General features: G+C 51.4%; 22 protein-coding genes. 10 read left to right on the top strand and 12 right to left on the bottom strand.

Translation table 11 applies throughout. The features are described from left to right. Positions 1 to 1,968, top strand: a complete 1,968-nt coding sequence (locus M975_RS17965; RefSeq protein ID WP_064561259.1) for a glycoside hydrolase family 127 protein — start codon at positions 1 to 3, stop codon at positions 1,966 to 1,968. A gap of 45 nt (positions 1,969 to 2,013) precedes the next feature. On the opposite strand, the gene M975_RS17960 is transcribed toward M975_RS17965, so the two are convergent. Both M975_RS17960 and M975_RS17955 read right to left on the bottom strand, forming a co-directional pair. Further along, positions 2,014 to 3,015, bottom strand: coding sequence for an HlyD family secretion protein (locus M975_RS17960; RefSeq protein ID WP_245164472.1), 1,002 nt, complete (start codon positions 3,013 to 3,015; stop codon positions 2,014 to 2,016). 236 nt (positions 3,016 to 3,251) lie between these two features. Then, entirely contained in the window at positions 3,252 to 3,581 is a 330-nt protein-coding gene (locus M975_RS17955; RefSeq protein WP_064561257.1) for a DUF3302 domain-containing protein, read from the bottom strand. A gap of 235 nt (positions 3,582 to 3,816) precedes the next feature. On the opposite strand from M975_RS17955, the gene M975_RS17950 reads away from it, so the two are divergent. Both M975_RS17950 and ompA read left to right on the top strand, forming a co-directional pair. Next, positions 3,817 to 4,446, top strand: a complete 630-nt coding sequence (locus M975_RS17950) for a helix-turn-helix domain-containing protein (RefSeq protein WP_064561256.1) — start codon at positions 3,817 to 3,819, stop codon at positions 4,444 to 4,446. Positions 4,447 to 4,665: 219 nt separating this feature from the next. Further along, positions 4,666 to 5,715, top strand: a complete 1,050-nt coding sequence (ompA, locus tag M975_RS17945) for a porin OmpA (RefSeq protein WP_064561255.1) — start codon at positions 4,666 to 4,668, stop codon at positions 5,713 to 5,715. A gap of 187 nt (positions 5,716 to 5,902) precedes the next feature. Here ompA and M975_RS17940 read toward each other — a convergent pair whose 3' ends face one another. Beyond that, entirely contained in the window at positions 5,903 to 6,772 is an 870-nt protein-coding gene (locus tag M975_RS17940; RefSeq protein ID WP_064561254.1) for an ROK family protein, read from the bottom strand. A 188-nt stretch (positions 6,773 to 6,960) separates the two neighbouring features. On the opposite strand from M975_RS17940, the gene exaC reads away from it, so the two are divergent. Beyond that, complete coding sequence (exaC, locus tag M975_RS17935) at positions 6,961 to 8,499, top strand: acetaldehyde dehydrogenase ExaC (protein ID WP_064561253.1); 1,539 nt, start codon at positions 6,961 to 6,963, stop codon at positions 8,497 to 8,499. Between the two features lie 55 nt (positions 8,500 to 8,554). On the opposite strand, the gene M975_RS17930 is transcribed toward exaC, so the two are convergent. The 4 genes from M975_RS17930 to M975_RS17915 form a co-directional block, all read right to left on the bottom strand. After that, positions 8,555 to 9,634: a type I restriction endonuclease gene (locus tag M975_RS17930; RefSeq protein WP_064561252.1), complete on the bottom strand. Its 1,080-nt coding sequence runs from the start codon at positions 9,632 to 9,634 to the stop codon at positions 8,555 to 8,557. A 227-nt stretch (positions 9,635 to 9,861) separates the two neighbouring features. Then, positions 9,862 to 11,709, bottom strand: coding sequence for a selenocysteine-specific translation elongation factor (selB, locus tag M975_RS17925; protein WP_064561251.1), 1,848 nt, complete (start codon positions 11,707 to 11,709; stop codon positions 9,862 to 9,864). Then, positions 11,706 to 13,094, bottom strand: coding sequence for an L-seryl-tRNA(Sec) selenium transferase (gene selA / locus M975_RS17920; protein ID WP_064561250.1), 1,389 nt, complete (start codon positions 13,092 to 13,094; stop codon positions 11,706 to 11,708). The genes selB and selA overlap by 4 nt, the downstream gene beginning before the upstream one ends. 70 nt (positions 13,095 to 13,164) lie before the next feature. Then, a complete protein-coding gene (locus M975_RS17915; RefSeq protein ID WP_064561249.1) occupies positions 13,165 to 13,773 on the bottom strand; it encodes a glutathione S-transferase in 609 nt (202 codons plus the stop codon). A 491-nt stretch (positions 13,774 to 14,264) separates the two neighbouring features. Between M975_RS17915 and M975_RS17910 the strand changes: the two genes are divergently transcribed. The 6 genes from M975_RS17910 to M975_RS17885 all read left to right on the top strand — a co-directional run bounded on the left by M975_RS17910 (position 14,265) and on the right by M975_RS17885 (position 19,261). After that, positions 14,265 to 16,184: a PTS mannitol transporter subunit IICBA gene (locus tag M975_RS17910; protein WP_064561248.1), complete on the top strand. Its 1,920-nt coding sequence runs from the start codon at positions 14,265 to 14,267 to the stop codon at positions 16,182 to 16,184. Between the two features lie 118 nt (positions 16,185 to 16,302). Then, positions 16,303 to 17,451, top strand: coding sequence for a mannitol-1-phosphate 5-dehydrogenase (gene mtlD, locus M975_RS17905; protein ID WP_064561247.1), 1,149 nt, complete (start codon positions 16,303 to 16,305; stop codon positions 17,449 to 17,451). A 50-nt stretch (positions 17,452 to 17,501) separates the two neighbouring features. Then, the gene (gene mtlR / locus M975_RS17900; RefSeq protein WP_064561246.1) at positions 17,502 to 18,041 is read left to right on the top strand and encodes a mannitol operon repressor MtlR; all 540 of its coding nucleotides are present in this window, start codon (positions 17,502 to 17,504) and stop codon (positions 18,039 to 18,041) included. Positions 18,042 to 18,124: 83 nt separating this feature from the next. Beyond that, positions 18,125 to 18,487 (top strand): YibL family ribosome-associated protein, encoded by a 363-nt coding sequence (locus M975_RS17895; RefSeq protein WP_064514511.1) that lies wholly within the window; start codon positions 18,125 to 18,127, stop codon positions 18,485 to 18,487. Between the two features lie 211 nt (positions 18,488 to 18,698). Continuing rightward, positions 18,699 to 18,977, top strand: a complete 279-nt coding sequence (locus M975_RS17890) for a type II toxin-antitoxin system RelE/ParE family toxin (protein ID WP_064561245.1) — start codon at positions 18,699 to 18,701, stop codon at positions 18,975 to 18,977. Next, positions 18,977 to 19,261, top strand: coding sequence for a HigA family addiction module antitoxin (locus tag M975_RS17885; protein WP_064561244.1), 285 nt, complete (start codon positions 18,977 to 18,979; stop codon positions 19,259 to 19,261). Before M975_RS17890 ends, M975_RS17885 begins: the two co-directional genes overlap by 1 nt. Positions 19,262 to 19,309: 48 nt before the next feature. Here the strand turns inward: M975_RS17885 and ghrB are convergent, their stop codons facing one another. The 5 genes from ghrB to M975_RS17860 form a co-directional block, all read right to left on the bottom strand. After that, positions 19,310 to 20,284 (bottom strand): glyoxylate/hydroxypyruvate reductase GhrB, encoded by a 975-nt coding sequence (gene ghrB / locus M975_RS17880; RefSeq protein ID WP_064561243.1) that lies wholly within the window; start codon positions 20,282 to 20,284, stop codon positions 19,310 to 19,312. Positions 20,285 to 20,342: 58 nt separating this feature from the next. Continuing rightward, complete coding sequence (locus tag M975_RS17875; RefSeq protein WP_064514504.1) at positions 20,343 to 21,641, bottom strand: MFS transporter; 1,299 nt, start codon at positions 21,639 to 21,641, stop codon at positions 20,343 to 20,345. Positions 21,642 to 21,709: 68 nt separating this feature from the next. After that, positions 21,710 to 22,648: a sugar kinase gene (locus tag M975_RS17870; RefSeq protein ID WP_064561242.1), complete on the bottom strand. Its 939-nt coding sequence runs from the start codon at positions 22,646 to 22,648 to the stop codon at positions 21,710 to 21,712. A 3-nt stretch (positions 22,649 to 22,651) separates the two neighbouring features. Beyond that, positions 22,652 to 23,401, bottom strand: a complete 750-nt coding sequence (locus tag M975_RS17865; protein ID WP_064561241.1) for a sugar phosphate isomerase/epimerase family protein — start codon at positions 23,399 to 23,401, stop codon at positions 22,652 to 22,654. A gap of 110 nt (positions 23,402 to 23,511) precedes the next feature. Continuing rightward, positions 23,512 to 24,531 carry a LacI family DNA-binding transcriptional regulator gene (locus M975_RS17860; RefSeq protein ID WP_064561240.1) on the bottom strand — a complete coding sequence of 340 codons (1,020 nt, stop codon included), beginning with the start codon at positions 24,529 to 24,531 and terminating at the stop codon, positions 23,512 to 23,514. Positions 24,532 to 24,556 lie beyond the last annotated feature (25 nt).

Genomic DNA, 24,556 nt, shown 5'->3' with positions numbered 1-24,556 from the left:
ATGAATCAGCCCGATGTTTTACAGGAAGTTGACCTGCACAAACTGAAAGTGACCGATACGTTTTTGGGCCAGTACCAACGGTTGGTGCGCGACGTGGTGATCCCTTATCAATGGGATGCACTAAACGACCGCATAACAGAGGCGGACCCAAGCCACGCCATCGAAAACTTTGAGATAGCGGCAGGGCGCAAAGATGGCGAGTTTTACGGCATGGTCTTCCAGGACAGCGACGTGGCGAAATGGCTGGAAGCAGTGGCGTGGTCGCTGTGCCAGAAGCCCGATGCAGAACTTGAAAAAACGGCTGACGAGGTTATCGAACTGGTTGAAGCGGCGCAGTGTGAAGACGGTTATCTGAATACTTATTTCACCGTCAAAGAGCCGGAGTTACGCTGGACGAATCTCGCCGAATGCCACGAACTCTACTGCGCCGGGCACATGATTGAAGCGGGCGTTGCGTTCTTCCAGGCAACCGGGAAACGCCGCTTGCTGGATGTGGTGTGCCGTCTGGCTGACCATATCGACAGCGTCTTTGGGCCAGGCGAAAATCTGCTTCACGGTTACCCTGGGCACCCGGAAATCGAACTGGCGCTGATGCGTTTATATGAAGTGACCGACAACCAGCGCTATTTAAATCTGGTGAATTATTTTGTGGAAGAACGTGGTACACAGCCGCATTTCTACGATATCGAATATGAAAAACGTGGGCGCACCTCGCACTGGAATATTCACGGCCCGGCATGGATGGTGAAAGATAAAGCCTACAGCCAGGCACATGAACCGCTGGCCTTACAACAAACAGCGGTGGGCCACGCGGTGCGTTTTGTCTATCTGATGGCCGGAGTCGCGCACCTTGCGCGGCTGCATAAAGATGAAGAGAAACGCCAGACTTGCCTGCGCCTGTGGGACAACATGGTACAGCGCCAGATGTACATCACCGGCGGCATTGGCTCGCAAAGTAGCGGCGAAGCATTCAGCTCCGATTACGACCTGCCAAACGACACGGTTTACGCCGAAAGCTGTGCGTCCATCGGCCTGATGATGTACGCCCGCCGCATGTTGCAAATGGAAGCCGATAGCCGCTTTGCCGATGTAATGGAACGTGCGTTATACAACACCGTGCTGGGCGGTATGGCGCTGGACGGCAAACACTTTTTCTATGTGAACCCACTGGAAGTCCACCCGAAAACGCTGGCACTTAACCATATTTATGACCATGTAAAACCGGTCCGCCAGCGCTGGTTTGGCTGTGCTTGTTGCCCGCCCAATATCGCCCGCGTGCTGACCTCTCTTGGCCATTACATCTACACGCCGCAACCAGATGCACTGTATGTACATCTGTATGTCGGCAACGAAATGGAAGTGCCAGTGGGTGATAAAGCGCTGCGTCTGAAAATCAGCGGCGATTATCCCTGGCATGAGCAGGTCGAAATTACCGTCACGTCACCGCAAGCGGTGAAACACACCCTCGCACTGCGCCTGCCGGACTGGTGCGATAACCCGCGCGTTTTACTCAATGGTGAGGCCAACGTGGGGGACGTGCGCAAAGGTTACCTGCACATTCACCGCGAATGGCGGGAGGGTGACCGTATTGCCCTGACGCTACCGATGCCGGTGCGCCGTGTTTACGGAAACCCGCTGTTGCGCCACGTTGCCGGGAAAGTCGCGGTGCAGCGTGGGCCGCTGGTCTATTGCCTGGAAGAAGCCGATAACGGTGCGCAACTGCATAACCTGTGGCTACCCAAAGAGAGCGCATTTAGCGTGATTCACGGCAAAGGGATTTTCGCGCACAAACTACTGATTCAGGCTGATGGCCTGCGTATGGCAAGTGAGAGTGCAGAACAGCAGCCACTTTATCACTACGATAAATCACCGGTAAAAGCCGAACCGAAGAAGCTGACCTTTATTCCATGGTTTAGTTGGGCGAACCGTGGGGAAGGGGAAATGCGGATTTGGGTTAACGGCGAGTAAGACGAATAAGCCGGGATCGCGATGAAAAGCGATCCCGGCGATCGTTTAGTGATCGACGTAAAGGTAGTGCGTCCAGCTCGTCATACGCAGCAGAATCTTGCGCAAAATAGACAAATTTTCAACATAGCCTGTGTAGACCGCCGCCTGGGCGGTTGTCCCTTCGGGCAAAAGTTTAACGGCGGTATTCGGGTCAAGGACAATGTCGGCATAAATTCCGTCAAGAGCTGCATTCTGGCTTAAACCCTGCAAAAACCCCTGTGCCTGGAAGCTACTGTTCGCGACCACGGGTAATATTTTTTTTACGGTTCCCGGGAAAACTTTGCCTGGAATTCCGTTAAACACCACTTCGGCTTTATCCCCAGCATGTAAACGCAATGCCGAATTCTGCCTGAATGCGGCATAAATATCGCTGTTTTGCTGAGGCACAAAAACCATCGCCGGGCGCAGCGGCAGCGGGCGTAAAAACATCCCAGGCTTCAGTAAAACCTGCGTGACATACCCAGCTTCTGGCGCACGAACGGTGGTTCTGTCGAGATAATATTGCGCTTCTTTCAGGCTCGATTTGAGCTTATAGACCGTGGCATTTTCATTGCCCACTAAGGCATCTAACTGGGCAACTGTTTGCTCACGTTTCGCTTGTGCTGAACGCCATTGCGCTTGTGCGGCCAGGTAGTGTTCCTGCGCGCTCACCACTTCCTGGTCGGTAAACGGGCTTTTCATTTTGTCGCGGCTACCGTCGCGGTAACGGTTGGCGTCTTTTAATGCCAGGTCGCGGTTGGCTTTGTACTGTTCAATATCGGCGGTTTGCGAGGCCAGTCGCGCTTTAAGCATTTCGACATTCTGCTGCGCGCTTTCAATTTCACCTTTAATGACGTCGACTTTTGACTGGTAAGGCGTGGGGTCGATCCTGAAAAGGAAATCACCTTTTTTCAGCATCTTATTGGTATTTTTAGTGACTTCGACCACGGTGCCCTGGACTTCAGGGATAATCGGTACCGTCACGGTGAGCATTTGTGCGCGTTCGGTGTAGGGGTGGTTATAATTCATGGTCAGGATTAAACCGCTTAGCAGAATAAACCCACCCAATATTGCTGTTGGTACTGACCATTTATTAAGCGGTATTTTAAAGATTTTAAATATACAAATACAAATGGCGGTGTAAATAAGAATCAGTAGTAATTCCACGGTAATTCCCGATCGTCTAATTAATCTTGCTGCGATATATCCGCCATACTTCAAGTTGCATGCGCATTGGCTTTCTGCAACCCGAATTATTTGGGGTATTATTCGCTATGGCTATTTCCATCCTGTAATGAGAGTTTTTTCTCGAGTTGTACGAGCCTGGCTTGTAGTTCAGCAACCTTGTCATTTGCTTTGCTATGAAAGCCCCAGCCGCGGTCTTCGCGGTACAACATTGCCCAAATCCAAATAAAAGGCCATAACACATGTAGCGTTAGCAGGCTGACCCATCCGGCGGCGTGAATGGCATCTTGATGCGGGTGGTTTCGCTCAACGGCAATTTCATAAGGAATATCATGAATGACAATAATGCCATAAAAAACAGCCAGCCCGGCAAAGCACAATAAACCTAATGCCAAATAATCTAAAAACATAAGAAAATCCCCGGTGATATGAGAACAGTAAAATGTAATTATTAAATTATCATTTGGCTAGCATTAACTTGGCTAAAATTAAATGTCATAGCTGACAGACTTCATTTCAATGAGGCATAAAATGTTTCTGGATATATAAATGTTACAGTCTGAGATTCCGCCTCAGCCTTATTTATTTTTAATCTTTAGACCTGGTGTCTATAATGATTATAAATTTAGACTAAAAGGAAAAAAGATGCCGTTATCTGCACCCACCCGACCGGATGACTCAATCGCGCGATTGCTCACAGCATTAAAGCCCGTCAGCGACGAAATTAAAGCACCACCACGCAAGAAATTACATTGGGAATACAAAGAGAAAGCGCAGCTATATCTCTTTATGCAGGGGGAAGTCTCCGTGCTGCGTGCCACAGATGGGCTGGTTATTGCCAGCGCCTATGATCCCCATTTATTTGGCCTGGCGGAGGCGCTTCAACCCTTACACTGCCATTCGCTGCGTGTTGAAACCGAGTCAACAATACTTCGCGTCGATGCACAAAAAGCCCAACAAATATTTTACCAACAGAACTTGTGGCGTGACGTATCTATTACATTATCTTACTTTACCAGCTATCTTTTTTACCGTGACGATTTAGTCGTACAGCAACGTACCTATTCTGTTATTCGCAATCATCTTCTGGAAATGATTCAGTTACCTCTGGAGACAAGGCTGCGCACCTCTATTCTGGAGTATATTCAGGAGAGAACGCATTTATCGCGCAGTAGTGTGCTAAATGTCATTTCGTCTTTAAAAACAGGGGAATACCTTGAGATTAAAAGAGGGAGTTATTTAATTAGCATGGGCGAGTTGCCTGAAAAAGTTTGATTGCTTATCACGGCTATCTAAATCAATCAGTTAAATAAGCATTTTTTGTACAATGTTTATTGGCATCTTATGATCTGGTTTGAAAAAATAAATTCGTTTAAAAATAAACATATTATTATTTCAAATCTGTGAGCTACTTCTCTAACATTTGGGTCGACAAACTTATGGTAATTTAATTCTGAGTCGTTTGCTCAGATAACGGAATATGCTAGGAATTATATGAAAAAGACACTTGTAGCTTTAATCGTGCTGAACGCCTGCGCTGTTTCTAATGTATTTGCTGCGGCAGACGCGAATACCTGGTACGGCGGCGCGAAAATGGGCTGGTCACATTATTTTGATGCGAGTGGCGACAAGAACTTCAGCGACAACGCAAGCGACGCGACCGACTTCGATTTCAACAAAGACAGCACCAGCGGCGGCGTGTTTGCGGGTTATCAGGTTTTGCCATGGTTAGCAGTTGAAGGTGGCTATGACTACCTCGGCAACATGGGCATCAATGGCAACAACGGTGTTGCGGGTTCGAAAATGAAAAGCCAGGGTCTGCAACTGTCTCTGAAAGCGAGCTACGGTTTGACGGATAACTGGGATATTTATGGCCGTGCGGGTGCAATGGGCTACCGTGCAGAAACCAGCAACGCGGGTCATACCAATTTTGAAACCGGTGTTCGCCCATTGGCCGCAGTGGGTACTGAATATGCCTTTACCAAAAACTGGGCAGGGCGCCTGGAATACCAGTGGGTTAGCAATGTCGGTAACTCTAACCAGATTGGCGTGAGCAGCGATGTAAGCTCCGTATCTGCAGGTGTGGTGTACCGTTTTGGTCAGCATAACGACGCGCCAGTGGCGGTGGTTCCAGCCGCGGCGGTTGTTGCAGCACCTGAAGTGAAAAAGTTTAACCTGAAATCTGACGTGCTGTTCGGCTTTAACTCCGCAGAACTGACTTCAGAAGGCCACGCGGCAATCCAGCAGCTGTATAACAGCCCGGATATGCAAGCGGCGAAAAACAGCTCAACAACAGTCGTGGGCTACAGCGATCGCCTGGGTTCCGCAGATTACAACCAACAGCTTTCGGCTGCACGTGCTCAGGCCGTCGTCGACGCGCTGGTTGCTCAAGGTGTACCAGCTCAGAACGTGCGTGCCGAAGGCCGTGGTGAAAATGATTCCGTGACGGGTAACAGCTGCGCTGATGGCATGCCTAAGTCACAACTGATTGATTGCCTGGCTCCAGACCGCCGTGTTGTGGTTGAGATTGCTGGCGAGCAGTAAGCATTCACCCCTGAGAAAGTGAATTAATCCCGAAAGTGCAGAAAGAAGTTACCTTGATAACTTCGTGACGCGACCTGGAAGCATGTAAGCGCATTTTTCCCGTGTGGCACGAAGTATGACGGGTATATAAAAAATATTTCATAATCGTCCATTGCCCGACTACTCGTCGGGCTTTTTTTTATCCGGCTTATTTCTGTTTTGCCAGCCAAACGGCACCGAGCATGCCGGCTTTATTCCCCAGTTTGCACGGGCGAATCGGTACTTTCAGTACATCCCAGAATTTAAACCCTTCCAGATGGCGTTCAAGCATCGGGTACAGCATTGGCTGCGTACTGACACCACCGCCGAGCAAAATAGCCTGCGGATCAAACAGCGACACCACGCTATAAATACCGCGCGCCAGGTACTTCACCCAATTGTCGATAACACCCTGAATATGTAAGTCCGTTTCGGCGCGGGCGAAAATATCCTGACCACGGATTTTCTCATCGGCCGGGATATTCATTTCACGGCGGCATGCATCCATCAGCCCTTTGGCTGACGCCAGTTGATGCATATCTTCACCATATTTTCCCACCGGCAGCACACCAAATTCACCGGCCCGGAAGTGCGAGCCGCGCATGAGTTCGCGGTTCACAATAATGCCGCCGCCGATGCCTGTACCAATCGTCACGCACACCAGCGAGTCGTATTCATTGCCCGCACCCAGCCACATCTCGCCGAGTGCTGCACAGTTAGCATCGTTTTCAACCGTGACCGGAAGGTCGGTCAGCTCGCCAAAAATCTCCAGCAAATTGCAGCCATCAAGAAATTCCAGAGCGCCTGCTTTGGGGACATTGCCGGTATGGGGGTTGATGTATCCGGGGAAACTGACGGCGACACCGGCGATTTCGTTGTGCTGCCGATAGCCTGCCACCACGCTTTGCCAGGCATCGAGAAACTGCTGTTTGTCATAATGAGTGTCATATTCTTCGGCAATCAGCACCTCTCCTTCTTCAGTGAACAACCCGTGCTTTACATGGGTGCCGCCTACATCGAAACCTATAAACAGGCGCATGAATATTCCTTTTAGCGAAACGGGAAAAGTAATCTTTAAGTATGTATCAAAACCAATAGCCTGCTGACTGATTAGTCCTAATCATTCGATTATTAATCCGTGACCTGTGTCGTAAAGCGCTTAAACACTGGCGAAGAAACCAGCAGCGGGGACTACGCTTGAGAGTGCAAACCGACATGGAGACTCACATGACAAATAATCCTCCCGATACCCGAATTATCCCGGGCGAGTATGGTTTCCCGCTCAAACTTAAACCCCGTTACGACAACTTTATTGGTGGCCAATGGGTTCCACCGGTCGACGGTAAATACTACGAGAATCTTACCCCTGTCACTGGCCAGCCGCTGTGCGAGATAGCAAGTTCCAGCAAAGGCGATATCGACCTGGCGTTAGATGCGGCACATGAAGCGAAAGCTGGTTGGGGCGCTATGTCCGTCCAGGACCGCGCCAATATCCTGTTTAAAATTGCTGACCGCATGGAACAGAATATCGAGCTGCTGGCCGCGGCAGAAACCTGGGATAACGGCAAACCGATTCGTGAAACCAGCGGTGCCGACGTGCCACTGGCTATCGACCATTTCCGCTATTTTGCCTCCTGTATTCGCGCACAAGAAGGTGGGATCAGTGAAGTTGACGGCGATACCGTGGCGTACCACTTCCACGAACCGCTGGGTGTGGTGGCACAAATTATTCCATGGAACTTCCCGCTGCTGATGGCGAGCTGGAAAATGGCTCCGGCACTGGCGGCAGGAAACTGCGTTGTGCTGAAGCCCGCGCGTTTAACACCGCTTTCTGTTTTGCTGTTGATGGAACTGGTGGGCGATTTGTTGCCGCCTGGCGTTATCAACGTCGTGAACGGAGCGGGTGGCGAAATTGGTGAATATCTGGCGACGTCAAAACGCATCGCCAAAGTCGCGTTTACCGGTTCCACGGAAGTGGGCCAACAGATCATGCAATACGCGACGCAAAACATTATTCCGGTGACGCTGGAGCTTGGCGGTAAATCCCCGAATATCTTCTTCGCTGACGTGATGGATGAAGAGGACGCATTCTTCGACAAAGCGCTGGAAGGTTTTGCCTTGTTTGCCTTCAACCAGGGCGAAGTCTGTACCTGCCCGAGCCGTGCGCTGGTGCAGGAATCAATCTACGAACGCTTTATGGAACGCGCTATTCGCCGCGTGGAATCCATCCGCAGCGGCAACCCGCTGGACGCTCGCACCCAAATGGGCGCACAGGTGTCGCAAGGGCAGATGGAAACCATCCTGAATTACATTGATATCGGTAAGAAAGAGGGCGCTGATGTGCTCACCGGCGGGCGTCGTAAAGCGCTGGAAGGGGATTTGAAAGCCGGTTATTACCTCGAGCCCACCATTTTGTTCGGCAAAAATAACATGCGTGTTTTCCAGGAAGAGATCTTCGGGCCGGTTCTTGCGGTGACGACGTTCAAAACCATGGAAGAGGCGCTGGAGCTGGCGAACGATACGGAATACGGGTTGGGTGCCGGTGTCTGGAGCCGTAATGGTAACCTGGCGTACAAAATGGGCCGTGGCATTCAGGCGGGGCGTGTGTGGACCAACTGTTACCATGCTTATCCGGCACATGCAGCGTTTGGCGGTTATAAGCAATCCGGTATCGGGCGTGAAACCCATAAGATGATGCTGGAGCATTATCAGCAAACGAAATGCCTGCTGGTGAGTTATTCAGATAAGCCGTTAGGGTTGTTCTAACGAGAAGCGAGATGTCCTTTCCCTGAACAGGGAAAGGATATCAATTGAAACGGATTTAATCGTACAAACTGGCTGTTGATTTCAAAATATCGGCGTGCTGGTAAATGTCATCCAGGGTTGAAATTGGATGGCGTGTTTCATTTTTATCCTCATCAAAAATGCCGATATATTTCTGAGTGCGATTGAAATGCAGGCGACAGATAGGTTTGCGATTATTATCATCAAGCAAAATACCAAAATAGCTTTTCGTATCTCGCTGACTAATGCGACCCGCATCAACAACTGTTCGCACGATAGCTTTAACGATGTGATAGCCCTCCAGTTCATCAATTGTGGTCTGGATTTCACTTTCATCAGAAACCTCAGGTTCGGAAGGTTCCAAACCCGTTACGGTATCCTGTGTGACTGCTGGGATTTGTACACCGCTCATGGCTGATTTCAGCCTTTCATTTATCTGGTCGTTAAGAAATTGACTGGTCGCTTTTTTTGTTAACTCTGTGAATGAGTCGCGGACTTTTTGCGTGATGATTCCGTCATAAACCCGTGAGGCAAAGAATTTTACGAAATCTTCATCTGGAGTGGTAAATTGAGTATTAATTATCTTCTTAATTTGACTTACATACTTTAACTCACCTGCAGCATTAATTATTGATTCAACATCAAATGCGGATTTAGTGAGTTTTCGTAATTCCGGCAAAACATATTCATCAATATCGAGTAAGTCAAATTCAAGAAAGGGTTTTTCATCCATCTTATTAGGTGAATCAAGATCGGTGAAGAATTTATAAACCTGACCATTAGTCAAAATGGATATACGCGCATTTGTAACGTGGAAATATCTGAATAACTGTGAGGCATGATTTAGATTAAGGTCATCGCCAATTTTTTTACATTCAATAAGAATTTGTACTTCGCCATTTTTAAAAATAGCATAATCAATCTTTTCACCTTTTTTAGTTCCCACATCACAGATGAACTCTGGCACAACTTCTGTAGGATCAAAGACGTCGTAGCCCAATACGTTATGGATAAATGGCATGACAAACGCGGTTTTCGTTGCTTCTTCAGTTTGAATCGCACCAGCTTGCTGCTTTATTTTTGCTGATAATGTGTTTAATTTTTCCATAAAATCCATTGAGTAAACCTCCGTCATTGAGATTTATTAATACTCCTTTATGCGCAAAGAAAAAAACGTGAAGTGCGTCAGTAAGCTCAACGGAATTAGATATTTAGACGAATTTTAAATCATTTTCTCTGAAAGCCTCTCATTACGAGAGGCTGCCTGTCAGAGCCATTACATCGCGGCCAGGTAAATCGCCATAATCTCAGCGTGAATCGCTTCGATACAGGCCTGATCACCCGCTACTTATCGGCTTGAAACAACGCCTTATCTCGCAGTAAGTGGTCGTTACCGCGACGGCGGGTAAAACCGATGCGGTCAAAGTACTCAAGAATCTGTACCGCCAGTTTACGACCCACACCCAGGCAGTCGCGGAAATCTGCCGCGCTGGTGGCACCTTGCGTTTGATCCAGTTCGCGGATCAAATTTGCGAATACCTGAATCCGATCGTTTCGGTAATAACGATCTTTTAAGATCGCCGTCACCAACCCAAGCTGTGCGGCAAAACGCAGAAGCTGGCGCATGGCTTGTTCATCTTGCTGTGTTTCCCGTGCAAGGTCGCGCACCCACCAGGGCTCATCACCAAATAGGGCATCAACTTTTTGCCAGATGGCCAACTGCTGCGCTGAGAATCCTGGTTTGTGGTCCGGCAAATGCAACCAGCCCTGGCGACTCGCCAGTAACCCTTCCTGGCGCATTTTTTCGATCAATGCCAGAACCAGTGGTTCGTCTTCACCGGGTAACGCCATGCGGCGCAAGCGCTCGCGCCCAGGGCCGGGTTGGTCGTCGTGTTGCTGGTGATAACGCTCCAGAGCATCGAGCAGTTTTTGCTTCCAGCGTGCTGCCATTTCGTCGCTGAGCAAACTATTGCCCGCACGAAGATAGTCAGTTCTGGCAAGCAGTTCCTGCTGGCCTTGAGCTGTCAGTTGCCGCGCCCAGGCGAAGTCATTGAGCGTAACGGCGCTGCGCTGCAAGTGGGTGTCGAGCGCCTGCTGGTCGTTTGCAGCGAGTTTGAGCTGCTGTAGCCAGGCGAGAAATGCAGGCTGGCGTTTGCCGCGACGTGGCGCATGCAGAAGAATGGCGCGTGCACCTGCGAGCGTAACGCGGGCACTGATATCGCGCAGCACCAGGCGGTCGTTGTCTGCAAGCCACAGCGGAGTATCCAGAACCAGTTCGGCGAGATCGTCTTCCAGTAGTGAAATGCGCCCGGTGACATGGCTTGCGGCATGGTGAATATGCAGCGGTTGCCACTGTTGCAGCGGCGCGTGGCTGTGCAATTGGACAATCACACGCTCGACCGGCTGGAGAGGCTGTTCTGCCAGCAGCCAGTCACCGCGATTAATATCGAGTTTTTCAGCATCACCGCTGATATTGAGCGCAATACGCTGCCCGGCAAACGCGGTGTCGGTTGTGCTGTTTTGTGCATGTAAACCACGCACGCGCATCGGTTTGTCGGCACCGGTAAGCCACAGTGAATCACCTGGCTTCACTTCACCACTTAGTGCCGTTCCTGTGACCACCAGACCTGCGCCTTTTACCGTGAAAGCACGGTCAATAGCGAGTCGGAAACGATGCTGGCGTGGATGTGCGCGTTCTGGCAGCGCCAGTAAGTGTTCACGTAGTTCGTCAATTCCGGTGCCGCTGGTGGCCGCGGTGACAAATAAAGTCGCATCTTGCCAGCCGAACCCATTAAGCGTTTCCAGCACGGCTTCGCGCACTTGCGCGATGCGATCGTCGCTCACCCGGTCGGCTTTGGTTAACGCGACGGTCAGCGATGGTTTCCCGGTTAATTGCAAAATGGCGAGGTGTTCGCGCGTTTGCGCCATGACGCCGTCATCGCAAGCGACCACTAACAGCGCGTGGTCGATGCCGCCGACACCTGCCAGCATATTGGCGAGGAATTTTTCATGCCCAGGCACGTCAATAAAACCAGGGATTCGGCCATCGGGTTGTGGCCAGTACGCATAGCCAAGGTCGATGGTCATGCCGCGCTTTTTTTCTTCCGGCAGACGGTCGGCGTTCACGCCGGTTAAGGCTTGCAACAGGGTTGTTTTGCCGTGGTCAACGTGCCCGGCGGTAGCAATAATCATGGGTTCAGGTTCTCCATGAAACCAGCTTCATCTTCAAGGCAGCGTAAATCGAGCCATAAACGCCCGTCACTGATGCGGCCAATAATCGGTTGTGGTCGCTCGCGCAGAGCTTGTGTGAGCGCACTGAGCGTAGTGCCACGGCCATCTTTTGGGGTGAAAGTCACAGCCGCACTGGGCAGCCTGTCCACCGGTAGCGAGCCGCTGCCAATTTGCGATAAACACGCTTCGACGCAAACGCTAAATTGTTCACCAAATTTGCTTTCAAGGGCAGGTAACAGGCGCTGCGCAAGCTCGGTGATTTCACTGGCATTGCGGGTGAGCAGGCGTAACGTCGGCAGTCTTTCGACCAGCGTTTCCGGGTGTTGGTAGAGGCGCAACGTCGCTTCGAGCGCGGCCAGCGTCATTTTATCCGCGCGTAATGCACGTTTGAGCGGGTGGCTTTGAATGCGGGCAATGAGTTCTTTTTTGCCGACAATAATACCCGCTTGTGGGCCACCGAGCAGCTTGTCACCAGAGAAACTCACAAGGCTCACGCCAGCCGCAATCAGCTGTTGCGGCATCGGTTCTTCCGGTAATCCCCATTGAGTTAAGTCCACGAGTGAGCCGCTGCCTAAATCAGTCACAACAGGAATATTGAGCTCATTACCCAGCGCCACCAGTTCCGCTTCATCCACCGCTTTGGTAAAGCCCGCTACCTGATAATTGCTGGTGTGGACTTTCATCAACAGCGCCGTGTTTTCATTCGCCGCCTGGCGGTAATCTTTCAAATGCGTGCGGTTGGTGGTGCCGACTTCAACGAGCTGGCAGCCCGCCTGGCGCATCACATCAGGAATGCGGAACGCTCCGCCGATTTCCACCAGTTCACCACGCGAGACAACCACTTCTTCACTACTCGCACAGGCGGCCAGCATTAATAACACGGCGGCTGCATTGTTATTAACGATGCAGGCATCTTCCGCACCGGTCAGTTCACAAAGCAAACCAGCCAGCGCGCGGTCGCGGTGTCCGCGTTCGGCACCATGTAAGTCATATTCCAGCGTAACGGGGTGGCGCATCACTTGCGTTACGGCTTCAATCGCCGCTTCTGACTGCAATGCGCGGCCAAGATTGGTATGCAGTACCGTACCCGTCAGGTTGAACACTGGCAGCAGCGCGCTGCGCTGGTGGGATTCAAGCTGCAATTGCGCTTGTGTTGCCCAGTCGTCATTCCAGGAAGGCAACTTTTCTTGCTGACGGATATGTTCCCGCGCGTTCTCCAGCATTTCTCGTAAGGTGTTGACCACTTGAGTGTGGCCGAAGTGGTGCAGCAGAGTGCTGAACGAAGCGTCACGTAACAAACGGTCTATTGCTGGAAGTTGGCTATACAAGGTGCGATCGGTAGTCATGGCAAGCCGCAGAGTGGTGAAGTATGGAGATAGTTTACAGGGGGAGTTGTCCCCCTGTCATGGCGGGAGATCATGCTGTTGGCGGTTCGGTCCGTGCAAAACTTTCACGTTCGAAAAGTTTCTCGACAAGTTTCACCAGATGCGGGCGATCGACGCACCAGCCTGGCGACACGCGGCGAAAATTGAGATAACCCACGGCACAGGCTACCGCAATGGTTGCCACGCACAGTTCATCTGCATTGAGCTTTTTATCCGCAGCATATTGTTCGAGTAGCGTCAGGCCACGGCTGATTTTTTCCCGCTGGCGCAGCAGTTCTGTTTCAGATTGCTGCTCGATTGGGCGCTGACGCTCGCGCACTGAAACCAGGGCTGCGTCCATTACACCATTTGCCAGCGCTTCAATCTGGCGCATTTGCAGGGCGGCTTTTGGGTCACGGGGAATAAGGGCAGGGGCGATATCCAAAAGTTCGAGGTATTGCGCAATCACAGGAGAGTCAAACCAGTATTCGCCGTCATCAGTGACCAGTGCGGGGACTTTACCCAACGGGTTGTAAAGCGGAGTGTTGCTTTCTGAAGTCCATGGGTTGTCGTTTACAAACTCAAACGTGATGCCCTTTTCCAGCAGGATTACAGATATTTTGCGCACGTACGGGCTGGTGTAATTACCGATCAGTTTCATTACATCGTCCATTTTTAACCGACAAAAGCTAAGTATGGAACAGGATGTCTGAAGTCGCCTGGGATAGCACAATGTTGTTTTGCCGCTGCGCTGTAATTTTCTGACAAAACGAAATGCTTCCGGCAGGCTGAGTTGCCCTGGATCACACTCGCGAAAATCCGCGTAAAATATTTTGTGAATAACGTCACATTTAAATAACAAAGTGCCGATGATGAAATGTGACTTCAATCACATAAAGGCGTTAATAGTGAGCAAAAATTAGCTACTGTGTTTTTTTTACACACTAATTATGTGATCTGGATCTCCTGATCATGGCTTGTCATACCCCGCAATAGGTGACTTGCGTCACACTAATTTCCGTCCGCTGGACACCTTAACGATTCAGTGCCAGATTTGCCTCACTTAGAGCATCTGGCAGCGTTGCTTGCCACCACATTAACAATAAACCTCGGGCTGCTTTTCAGCACGTAAACACAATAAGGGGTGTGCGTATGTCATCCGATATCAAGATCAAGGTGCAAAGCTTTGGTCGATTCCTGAGTAACATGGTAATGCCAAACATCGGCGCATTTATCGCCTGGGGTATTATCACTGCCTTATTTATTCCTACCGGTTGGTTGCCAAGTGAAACACTGGCGAAACTGGTTGGCCCAATGATTACCTACCTGCTGCCATTGCTCATCGGTTATACCGGTGGTCGCTTAATCGGTGGCGATCGTGGTGGTGTGGTGGGTGCCATCACAACCATGGGTGTTATCGTCGGTGCGGATATGCCGATGTTCCTCGGTGCGATGATTGCAGGCCCTCTGGGTGGCTGGGCGATTAAACATTTCGACGCATGGGTAGACGGTAAGATCAAATCCGGCTTTGAAATGCTGGTGAACAACTTCTCCGCTGGCATCATCGGTATGATTCTGGCGATTCTGGCGTTCATGGGTATCGGCCCTGCGGTTGAAGTCCTGTCCAAAGTTCTGGCGGCGGGCGTTAACTTCATGGTTGTCCATGACATGCTGCCACTGGCTTCTATCTTCGTAGAACCCGCGAAAATCCTGTTCCTGAATAACGCAATCAACCACGGTATCTTCTCGCCGCTGGGTATTCAGCAGTCCCACGAACTGGGCAAATCAATCTTCTTCCTGATTGAAGCCAACCCAGGTCCGGGTATGGGCGTGCTGATGGCGTACATGTTCTTCGGTCGCGGTAATGCTAAGCAGTCTGCAGGCGGCGCGGCAATCATCCACTTCCTGGGTGGTATCCACGAAATTTACTTCCCATATGTGCTGATGAACCCACGTCTGATTCTGGCCGTTATCCTCGGCGGTATGACTGGCGTGTTCACTCTGACTATCCTGAACGGCGGCCTGGTTTCACCGGCATCTCCAGGTTCCATCCTGGCGGTTCTGGCGATGACGCCAAAAGGTGCATACTTCGCGAACATCGCAGCAATCGTGGCAGCAACCGCAGTTTCCTTCGTGGTTTCAGCCATCTTGCTGAAAACCAGCAAAGTGAAAGAAGAAGACGACATTGAAGCCGCGGCTCGCCGTATGGCTGAGATGAAAGCGGAATCTAAAGGTGGCGCAGAGCCACTGGCAGTCGGTGCTGGCCTGTCTAACGACCTGAGCCACGTGCGCAAAATCATCGTGGCATGTGACGCAGGCATGGGTTCAAGTGCGATGGGTGCGGGTGTGCTGCGTAAGAAAGTGAACGATGCGGGCCTGAAAAATATCTCTGTGACTAACTGTGCAATCAACAGTCTGCCGGATGATGTTGACCTGGTGATTACGCACCGTGACCTGACCGAACGCGCTATGCGCCAGGTTCCACAGGCACAGCATATTTCCCTGACCAACTTCCTCGACAGCAGCTTGTACTCCAATCTGACCGAGCGTCTGGTGGCCTCTCATAACCTGAGCGAGAAAGAAGTGAAGGTCATGAGCAGCCTGGAAGACAGCTTCGTTGCTGACGAAGAGATGCTGTTCCGCCTGGGTGCTGGTAACGTGTTCCTCGGCCTGACTGCGGCGAATAAAGAAGAAGCGATTCGCTTTGCCGGTGAGCAACTGGTGAACGGTGGTTACGTCCAGCCAGAGTATGTTGATGCAATGTTTGAACGTGAAAAACTGACCCCAACTTATCTGGGTGAAGGTATCGCGGTTCCACACGGTACGGTTGAAGCGAAAGACCGCGTACTGAAAACCGGCGTTGTGTTCTGCCAGTATCCACACGGTGTTCACTTCGGTGAAGAAAGTGATGATATTGCCCGCCTGGTTATCGGTATTGCTGCGCGTAACAACGAACACATCCAGGTTATCACCAGCCTGACCAACGCACTGGATGATGATTCAGTGATTGATCGCCTGGCGAACACCACCAGTGTTCAGGAAGTTCTCGACCTGCTGGCAGGTAAGAAGTAAGTCTCCACTTCCCTCTCCCGAATGGGAGAGGGTTAGGGTGAGGGTTGTTTTCGTCACAAGACCAAAACAACCTCACCCCAGCCCTCTCGGGTGATTCAAATTTAAGAAGGTGAACAACATGAAAGCATTACATTTTGGCGCAGGTAATATCGGACGTGGCTTTATCGGAAAACTGCTGGCAGACGCGGGTATTCAGCTGACCTTTGCCGATGTAAACCAGACTGTGCTGGATGCGCTGAATGCGCGCCATAGCTACCAGGTGCATGTTGTTGGCGAGCAAAAGCAAATTGATACCGTTTCCAACGTGAATGCCGTCAGCAGCATTGGTGATGAAGTGATTACCCTGATTGCTGATGTAGACCTGGTGACCACGGCAGTCGGTCCAGTGGTGCTTGAGCGTATCGCACCCGCCGTGGCAAAAGGCCTGGTTTTGCGCCGTGCCAATGGCAACGAAAAGCCGCTGAATATTATTGCCTGTGAAAATATGGTGCGTGGCACCAGCCAGCTTAAAGGCCACGTCATGAAGGCGCTGTCGGAAGATGATCAGGCCTGGGTTGAGCAACATGTTGGTTTTGTTGACTCTGCGGTTGACCGTATCGTTCCACCATCAGAATCTGCGACTAATGACCCGCTTGAAGTCACGGTTGAAACATTCAGCGAATGGATTGTTGATAAAACTCAGTTCAAAGGTGACCTGCCGAACATTCCTGGCATGGAACTTACTGATAATCTAATGGCCTTTGTTGAGCGCAAACTCTTCACGCTGAATACCGGGCATGCTATAACCGCATACCTTGGCCAACTGGCCGGTCATCAGACCATTCGCGATGCAATTCTGGATGAAAGAGTCCGTGCTGTCGTGAAAGGGGCAATGGACGAAAGTGGTGCGGTGCTTATCAAACGCTACGGTTTTGATGCAGACAAACACGCAGCCTACATCCAGAAAATCCTTGGTCGTTTCGAGAACCCATATCTGAAAGATGATGTGGAGCGCGTAGGCCGCCAGCCACTGCGTAAGTTAAGTGCGGGCGACCGTCTGATTAAGCCACTGCTTGGCACCATCGAATACGGCTTGCCACACCTGAACCTGGTTGAAGGTATTGCCGCAGCGATGCATTACCGCAGCGCAGAAGATCCGCAAGCTCAGGAACTGGAAAAACTTCTGGCAGAAAAAGGCCCGCAGGCCACTCTGGCAGAAATTTCTGGTCTTGATGCCAATAGCGACGTGGTAGCTCAGGCGGTGAAAGCGTACGAAGCTAAAGCGTAGCAGAAGAGAGCGGGTGCAGTGGATGCTGCACCCAATAGAAAATTTTAGTGATGCAGGCAAAGATGGAAGAAACCCAGGCCTTTGAAAACCGTGTGCTTGAGCGTCTCAATGCCGGCAAAACCGTACGCAGCCTGCTGATTACCGCGGTCGAACTTCTCACCGAAGCGGTTAATATCCTGGTGCTTCAGGTCTTCCGTAAAGACGACTATGCGGTGAAATATGCGGTTGAACCCTTGTTGGATGGTGACGGGCCACTAGGGGATCTTTCCGTGCGTCTCAAACTTATCTACGGGCTTGGCGTGCTCAATCGCGCGGAGTACGAAGATTGCGAACTGCTGATGGCGCTGCGTGAAGAGTTAAACCATGACGGTAATGACTATAATTTTACCGACGATGAGATGCTTGGCCCATTCGGTGAACTGCACTGCGTTTCTGCTCTACCGCCGACACCAAAGTTTGTTGATGGCAGCGATCCTGAGCTGTTTGCCATGCAAAAACAGCGCTATCAGCAAATAGTGCGTTCCACGATGGTGCTCTCTTTAACTGAGCTGATCTCACGGATCAGCTTAAAAAAAGCCTTCCAGAAGTAATTCTGACCGAACTCCCTTTTCGCCCTCTTAAGCCGAATGGTGTATCCTTGCCAGCAATGAACTTTATTCACGGTTAATCAAAAATGAAAGAAATCGAAAAAGCAGAAATCAAACGCCTGAGCGATCGCCTCGATCTTATCCGTCACGAGATGCCAGAACTGCATCTGATCAACGATGCTGAAAAGTACGCTGAGATGGAAAAAGAGAAAGCGAAGCTGGAAATTGAGATCGTGCGCCTGCAAGCGGTGCGCAACCAGAAGCTGAGCAAAGAAGCACAAAAACTGATGGCACTGCCTTACAAGCGTCCTATCACCAAAAAAGAGCAAGCCAACATGGGCGCTTTGAAAAAAGCGGTACGTGGCCTGGTTATCGTCCATCCAATGACGGCGTTAGGCCGTGAGATGGGCCTCGAAGAAATGACAGGTTTTTCTAATACCGATTTCTAAGTTAACACTCGATTTTAAAAAGGATGAGGCTCAGATCTCATCCTTTTTTTTATGCTTTATCCGGGGGATGCGTAGCTCCTCGAGAAATTCTCTCTTGCCCGTTTTCCTGTATTTTTGCTGCAGCTATTCTCAGAAAATCTTTTAATCGACGACTGTTGCGCAAGGCGAAACAGTCGTGTTATTGTTCCTTCATAGGGAACGGGGATTTAGGATGATCCGTAGCTTTAAACACAAAGGACTAAAAAAGCTGTTTCTCAACAAGCAGTCTCAGGGTTTGCCTTGGGAGCATGTGCCTCGTCTGCGTAACCGTCTGGCCATTATTGATGCGGCTGAAAAGATAACTGATATCGATATGCCTGGTTATCGACTGCATGCGCTAAAGGGAGATAGAGAAAATCTCTGGTCTGTGACTGTTTCCGGAAATTGGCGCATCACCTTTGAGTTTTACGAAGGAGATGCCTGGATTTTAAATTACGAGGACTACCACTAATGAAAATGAAAAATCCCCCACATCCAGGCGCCATCATTCAGGAAGCGCTGGATGAACTCAAAGTGAGCTTGCGTGAATTTGCCAGAGCGATGGATATAGCGCCTTCAACTGCAAGCCGCTTGTTAACTGAAAAAGCAGCACTTACCCCTGAAATGGCGGTTAAGTTAGCTGTCGTTATCGGAAGTTCTGCAGATGTATGGCTAAAGTTGCAAACGTCGTACAGCCTTGCGGAAGCTGAGAAAATGGTCGATGTTACTCGTTTGCGTAAACTTGTCGTTGCGTAAACTGAGCCAGCAGTTTCCGGCCGGCCCTAATCCTTACATAAATAACTATTACTTCAATACCTGCGGGTTCACGCAGTTTTCTTTCACGTTGCCACTCAGCGCCGCAATCAAATTATCTACCGCACAGGCCGCCATGTTGTAGCGTGTTTCGTGCGTCGCAGAACCGATATGCGGCAGCGCCACGACGTTCGGCAGGCTAAGTAACGGCGAGTCCACCGGCAGCGGCTCTTGTTCAAATACGTCCAGACCTGCGGCGTGAATTGTGCCGTCCATCAGGGCCTGAATCAGTGCTTTTTCGTCAACCACCGGGCCGCGCCCTGCGTTAATCAGAATCGCTGAGGATTTCATTTTTGCCAGTTGCTCCGCGCCAATCAGATGATAAGTTTCATCGGTCAATGGCAATGAAATACAGACGAAATCGGACTCGGCCAGCAGGGTGTCGAGGTCGCAATAACGAGCGTTAAAGCGGTCTTCCGCTTCCTGATGGTGACGGCGAGCGTTGTACAGAATCGGCATGTTAAAGCCGAAGTGAGCACGTTGCGCCAGCGCCAGGCCAATGCGGCCCATGCCTAAAATCCCCAACGTTTTGTGGTGCACGTCGATGCCAAACCAGTCCGGCCCAATGCTGCCTTGCCATTCGCCAGCTTTAACACGTTCAGCCACTTCTACCGCCCGGCGAGCCGTCGCCAGCACCAGTGTCATCATGGTATCCGCCACGGTTTCAGTCAGTACCGTTGGCGTATGCATTAGCGCGATACCCCGTGAAGTCAGCGCATCGACATCGAAATTGTCATAGCCAACCGAAACCGTTGAGGCGACACGCAACTTTGGCGTGTGTTCCAGAAAAGCTTTGTCTACTGTCTCGCTCGAGCCAAGGATCCCCTGTGCATCGGCAAAAACCTGCGCATTTTGCTGGACAGTTTGCGGGCTTAAATCGTTTAGTTGAGTGACGACAAAGTGGCTTTCAAGGCGGGCAAGGAGGTCGTCAGGTAACTTTTTGTAGAGGATGACGGACGGCTTCATAGCGTTCTCCGTTGAGTTAAGTACAGTCCAGGCGGTATAACGACCGCCTGGCTTGAGATTAGGCGTGGTGTGCTTCCACCGGAACTTGTTGGTTTCTCGCCGGTTTCACAATCAGAGTTAGCCATACTGACGCGAGCAATGCTACCCCCATAAAAACGTAGGAAGCGGATGGGTTGCCGGTCGCCCCGTTAAGGTAGCCAACAAACCAGGATCCAACAAACGAACCCAGTGCGCCCATACTGTTGATTAAGGCCATCGCGCCACCGGCAACGTTGCGTGGCAGCATTTCAGGAATGATGGCGAAGAATGGGCCATACGGCGCGTACATGGCGGCACCGGCAATCACCAACAAAGTGTAGGAAACCCAGAAATGATCGGCACCTACCAGCCAGGAGCCGAGGAAGGCCAGCGCACCAATCAGCAGCAGTGGCCAGACGAACAGCTTACGGTTCTGCATTTTGTCCGAAGCCCATGAAACCACAATCATCGCGATAGTGGCCGCCAGATAAGGAACCGATGACAACCAGCCGACCTCCACCATTCCCATGCCCGCCGTTCCTGCGCCACGGATGATTGATGGCAGCCACAGCACGAAGCCGTACACACCAATACTCCAGCAAAAGTATTGCATACACAGCAGCACCACATTGCGCGAGCGGAATGCTTCGCTGTAGTTACGCACGGCTTTAATGCCTTCCTGTTCTTTCTCAAGCTGAGCCTGCAACGCGGATTTTTCAGCATCAGACAACCAGCCAACTTGCGCAGGTTTATCTTTGACCAGCATCCACCAGGCGAATGCCCAGATAACCGCTGGAATGCCTTCAAAAATAAACATTTCACGCCAGCCAAATGCCTGAATCAGGTAGCCCGAAACGACGGACATCCACAGCACCGTCACCGGGTTGCCAAGAATCAAGAAAGTATTCGCCCGCGAGCGTTCAGACTTAGTAAACCAGTTGCTGATGTAAATCAGCATGGCAGGCATCACGGCGGCTTCCACTACGCCGAGGATAAAGCGAATCGCCGCCAGTGCCGGAATATTGCTGACCATCCCGGTGAGTGACGCACAACCGCCCCACAAAATCAGGCAAACGAAGATCAGTTTGCGCACGCTGCGGCGTTCGGCGTACATCGCACCAGGTATCTGGAAGAAGAAATAACCGAGGAAAAACAGCGCGCCAAGCAAAGACGAAATCCCTTTGGTGATCCCGAGATCGTCGTTAATGCCTGCGGCAGATGCAAAGCTAAAGTTAGCACGGTCGAGGTACGCCAGGCTGTAGGTGATAAACACGATTGGCATGATGTACCACCAACGTTTTGGCGCGATTACCTTTGATGAAAGGGACTGGGTTTTCATGGCCTTGCCTCTATGTTGAGGAGAGTCGCATCATGCCGGGTGTAGGGCACAGCTGATGCAGTCTTCGTTTATTCGCCAAGCGCGCTACGGGTCGGTAACCCTTCGCTATCGCCGATGACTTGAATCGCCAGTGAGCCGATTTTATTCCCGCGGCTGACGGCATGTTCTAAGGTTTTCCCTTCGAGCAGGGCGCTGATTACGCCCACCGCAAAACCGTCGCCTGCTCCGACGGTATCAACGACGTTCTCGACTTTTACCGCACTTACGGCCCCTTTTTCACCGCTGGATGTTTTGAACCAGGCGCCGTCCGCACCCGTTTTCAACACCACCGTTTTGACACCTTGGTCGAGATAAAAATCGGCAATCGCTTCCGGGGTTTTGTGCCCGGTCAGGATTGCGCCTTCGCTTAATCCTGGCAGCACCCAGTCTGCCTGGAAGGCGAGTTGATTCAATTGTTTCACCATTTCGGCTTCACTTTTCCACAGCACCGGGCGCAGATTCGGATCGAACGAAATGGTTTTCCCTTGCTGCTTCATCACGCGAGCGGCGTGATTGAGCAGTTCTAATGAACTATCCGACAATGCTGCCGCCACACCGCTTAAGTGCAAATGGCGTGCGGAGCAAAAGTACTCTGCGTTGAAATCCGCAACCGACAGGTGGCTGGCTGCCGAGCCTTTACGGAAATATTCCACAATGGGATCGGTTCCATTTTCTGCTTTAGATTTAAGCTGAAAGCCTGTAGCAAAGCGCTCGTCCGTTGTCACTCCGTGGCTGTCGATATTCTCTTTCACCAGTTGTTGCAGAACATAGCGGCCAAAAGAGTCATTGCCCACGCGGCTAACCCAGCCCACTTTCAGGCCAAGACGCGCAAGACCCGTGGCAACGTTCAGCTCAGCTCCAGCGACACGTTTCACAAACTGCTCTGCGGCTGCTAAATCGCCGCTTTGGCTGGCGACAAACATCGCCATCGCTTCACCAATGGTAATGACATCAAGTTGCGTCGACATCGCTTACTCCTCGCGTAATAAGTTGACGTAATGGCGGGTGACAGCCGTCAGGTCGCGGCCTTCGAGCGGGAATTCGATTCCGCGTGGCGCATCGGCTGGCAGGTTATTGAGTAATTCGAGCCAGCGCGGTTCGGCATCATCAAGCGCAATGGCCCGATAGTGGTAATGGTGTGGCACGGCGGCTTTGACGTGGATATAGCTGACAGAAGGTGCCAGCACGCGTGCGGCGGCCTCTGGAGATTCATCAACCCACAGCCAGTTCGCCATATCAAAAGTGAGCGTCACTGGAAGGTTTAGCACCTTGCAGGCGGCCTGGAAGCGCTGCATCGGGGCGAGTTTGCCACACAGGGTTTGGTCATTTTCCACGACTAATGGCACATCACTTTGCGCCAGCCACTGTTGCAAAACAGAAAACTGCTGGCTGCCGCGAAAATGGCCGAGCGAAAGTTTCAGCCAGCTGGCATTCAGCTGGTGGGCTTCGAGTAACAAAGAGGGGATTAGCGGGTTCAGTTTGCCGTCTTCAGCAAACAGCGGCTCCGGCGCGGAATAACAGGCCTCGAGGCGGTGTCCGGCAATTTGCTGCGCCAGCTCTGGCAGGGCATCGAGCTGCGTATTGCTTAACAGCTCGCGGCGGATTTCGACGCCATCGGCACCCGCCCCGGCAATAATGGGCAACAGTGCTTGTTGGCCGCCCAGCGCCGCAATGCGGTCATGCCCGTAAGCTGCGGTGACAACAATAATTTTTCTCGGCATTAAATTCTCCGGCCAGACTCATCTAAATAATATAACTATTACGCTAGATGGAACCGGTTCCAAAGAAAAGCCAGGCATGTTCAATTTATGATCGCTATCACGAACATTGATCAGCGGACGGTAGAACCGCGAACGATGAGCTCGCCGGAAAAAACCTGCTCATAAACGGTGTCGCCACCGCCTTCAATGCGCTTCACGACCTGCTGGAGAGCGGCATAACCAATCTGCCAGGTCGGCTGTTTAAGCGTGGTGATGCCCACACCAGCAAGCTCTGCCCATTCGAGTTCATCGAACCCCAGCAGGCCAATGTCGCTGCCCCAGTGCAGGCCGATGCGGCGCAGGGAACGGGCCACCTGAAGGGTCAGTGCGCCGTTGGCAGAAATCACCGCTTTGCGCATGCCACGGTGTGCAGAATGGAACTGGCGCAGCGTGTTATCCATCAAATCGGCTTCGTGCAACGGGACTTCGGCATTTTCCGCCACAATGCCCGGGTAACGTTTGAGGGTGGCGTGGAAGGCATTCAGTCGCTCGCGGCGGGTGTTCACCGTGCCGAGAGGCTCGCTGAGGAACAAAATGGCTTCAAACCCTTGTTCGACAAGGTGTTCGGTGGCGGTTGTTGCAGCCTGAATGTTATCAAGACCCACCACGTCGCAGGCAAAATCAGGAATTTTTCGGTCAATCAGCACCATCGGCAGGGCGGATTGTTGCAGGCGATTTAACCCTTCTTCGCGCATCCCCACTGCATTCACCACAATGCCTTCCACCTGATAACTGCGCAGCAAATCCAGGTAATGCAGCTCCTGGTCCACTTCGTTGTTGGTGTTACAGACCAGCGGCGTAAAGCCCTTTTCACGGCACGCCGCTTCAATGCCACTGAGCACATCGACAGAGTAGGGGTTGGTGATATCGGCAATGATCAGGCCGATTAAGCGGGTACGCCCACGTTTTAGGCCGCGAGCCATTTGGCTTGGGCGGTAATCGAGTTGCGCAATCGCTGTTTCAATGCGCAAACGAAGATCGTCAGACAGCACATTTTGCTCGCCGTTTAGATAGCGGGAAACACTGGTTTTACCGGTCTTTGCCGCTTTCGCGACATCGCTTATCGTGGGGCGCGCTGCCTTGCTGATCATGATTTTCTCCGAAGGGTTTCAGGCT

Source organism: Buttiauxella brennerae ATCC 51605 (assembly GCF_001654925.1).
Classification (GTDB): domain Bacteria; phylum Pseudomonadota; class Gammaproteobacteria; order Enterobacterales; family Enterobacteriaceae; genus Buttiauxella; species Buttiauxella brennerae.
The sequence above is the reverse complement of the archived record's forward strand: the minus strand, read 5'-3'. Positions and strand labels throughout refer to the sequence as shown.

What these genes read in the sequence shown, in the direction of transcription:
- M975_RS17910 (WP_064561248.1), top strand. Translation starts at nt 14,265, where the DNA reads ATGTCATCCGATATCAAGATCAAGGTGCAAAGCTTTGGTCGATTCCTG.
- mtlR (WP_064561246.1), top strand. Translation starts at nt 17,502, where the DNA reads ATGCAGGCAAAGATGGAAGAAACCCAGGCCTTTGAAAACCGTGTGCTT.
- M975_RS17950 (WP_064561256.1), top strand. Translation starts at nt 3,817, where the DNA reads ATGCCGTTATCTGCACCCACCCGACCGGATGACTCAATCGCGCGATTG.
- selB (WP_064561251.1), bottom strand. Translation starts at nt 11,709, where the DNA reads ATGATTATTGCTACCGCCGGGCACGTTGACCACGGCAAAACAACCCTG.
- M975_RS17960 (WP_245164472.1), bottom strand. Translation starts at nt 3,015, where the DNA reads ATGAATTATAACCACCCCTACACCGAACGCGCACAAATGCTCACCGTG.
- selA (WP_064561250.1), bottom strand. Translation starts at nt 13,094, where the DNA reads ATGACTACCGATCGCACCTTGTATAGCCAACTTCCAGCAATAGACCGT.
- M975_RS17955 (WP_064561257.1), bottom strand. Translation starts at nt 3,581, where the DNA reads ATGTTTTTAGATTATTTGGCATTAGGTTTATTGTGCTTTGCCGGGCTG.
- M975_RS17915 (WP_064561249.1), bottom strand. Translation starts at nt 13,773, where the DNA reads ATGAAACTGATCGGTAATTACACCAGCCCGTACGTGCGCAAAATATCT.
- M975_RS17930 (WP_064561252.1), bottom strand. Translation starts at nt 9,634, where the DNA reads ATGGATTTTATGGAAAAATTAAACACATTATCAGCAAAAATAAAGCAG.
- M975_RS17865 (WP_064561241.1), bottom strand. Translation starts at nt 23,401, where the DNA reads ATGCCGAGAAAAATTATTGTTGTCACCGCAGCTTACGGGCATGACCGC.
- M975_RS17870 (WP_064561242.1), bottom strand. Translation starts at nt 22,648, where the DNA reads ATGTCGACGCAACTTGATGTCATTACCATTGGTGAAGCGATGGCGATG.
- ghrB (WP_064561243.1), bottom strand. Translation starts at nt 20,284, where the DNA reads ATGAAGCCGTCCGTCATCCTCTACAAAAAGTTACCTGACGACCTCCTT.
- mtlD (WP_064561247.1), top strand. Translation starts at nt 16,303, where the DNA reads ATGAAAGCATTACATTTTGGCGCAGGTAATATCGGACGTGGCTTTATC.
- ompA (WP_064561255.1), top strand. Translation starts at nt 4,666, where the DNA reads ATGAAAAAGACACTTGTAGCTTTAATCGTGCTGAACGCCTGCGCTGTT.
- M975_RS17940 (WP_064561254.1), bottom strand. Translation starts at nt 6,772, where the DNA reads ATGCGCCTGTTTATAGGTTTCGATGTAGGCGGCACCCATGTAAAGCAC.
- exaC (WP_064561253.1), top strand. Translation starts at nt 6,961, where the DNA reads ATGACAAATAATCCTCCCGATACCCGAATTATCCCGGGCGAGTATGGT.
- M975_RS17875 (WP_064514504.1), bottom strand. Translation starts at nt 21,641, where the DNA reads ATGAAAACCCAGTCCCTTTCATCAAAGGTAATCGCGCCAAAACGTTGG.
- M975_RS17885 (WP_064561244.1), top strand. Translation starts at nt 18,977, where the DNA reads ATGAAAATGAAAAATCCCCCACATCCAGGCGCCATCATTCAGGAAGCG.
- M975_RS17965 (WP_064561259.1), top strand. Translation starts at nt 1, where the DNA reads ATGAATCAGCCCGATGTTTTACAGGAAGTTGACCTGCACAAACTGAAA.
- M975_RS17895 (WP_064514511.1), top strand. Translation starts at nt 18,125, where the DNA reads ATGAAAGAAATCGAAAAAGCAGAAATCAAACGCCTGAGCGATCGCCTC.
- M975_RS17860 (WP_064561240.1), bottom strand. Translation starts at nt 24,531, where the DNA reads ATGATCAGCAAGGCAGCGCGCCCCACGATAAGCGATGTCGCGAAAGCG.
- M975_RS17890 (WP_064561245.1), top strand. Translation starts at nt 18,699, where the DNA reads ATGATCCGTAGCTTTAAACACAAAGGACTAAAAAAGCTGTTTCTCAAC.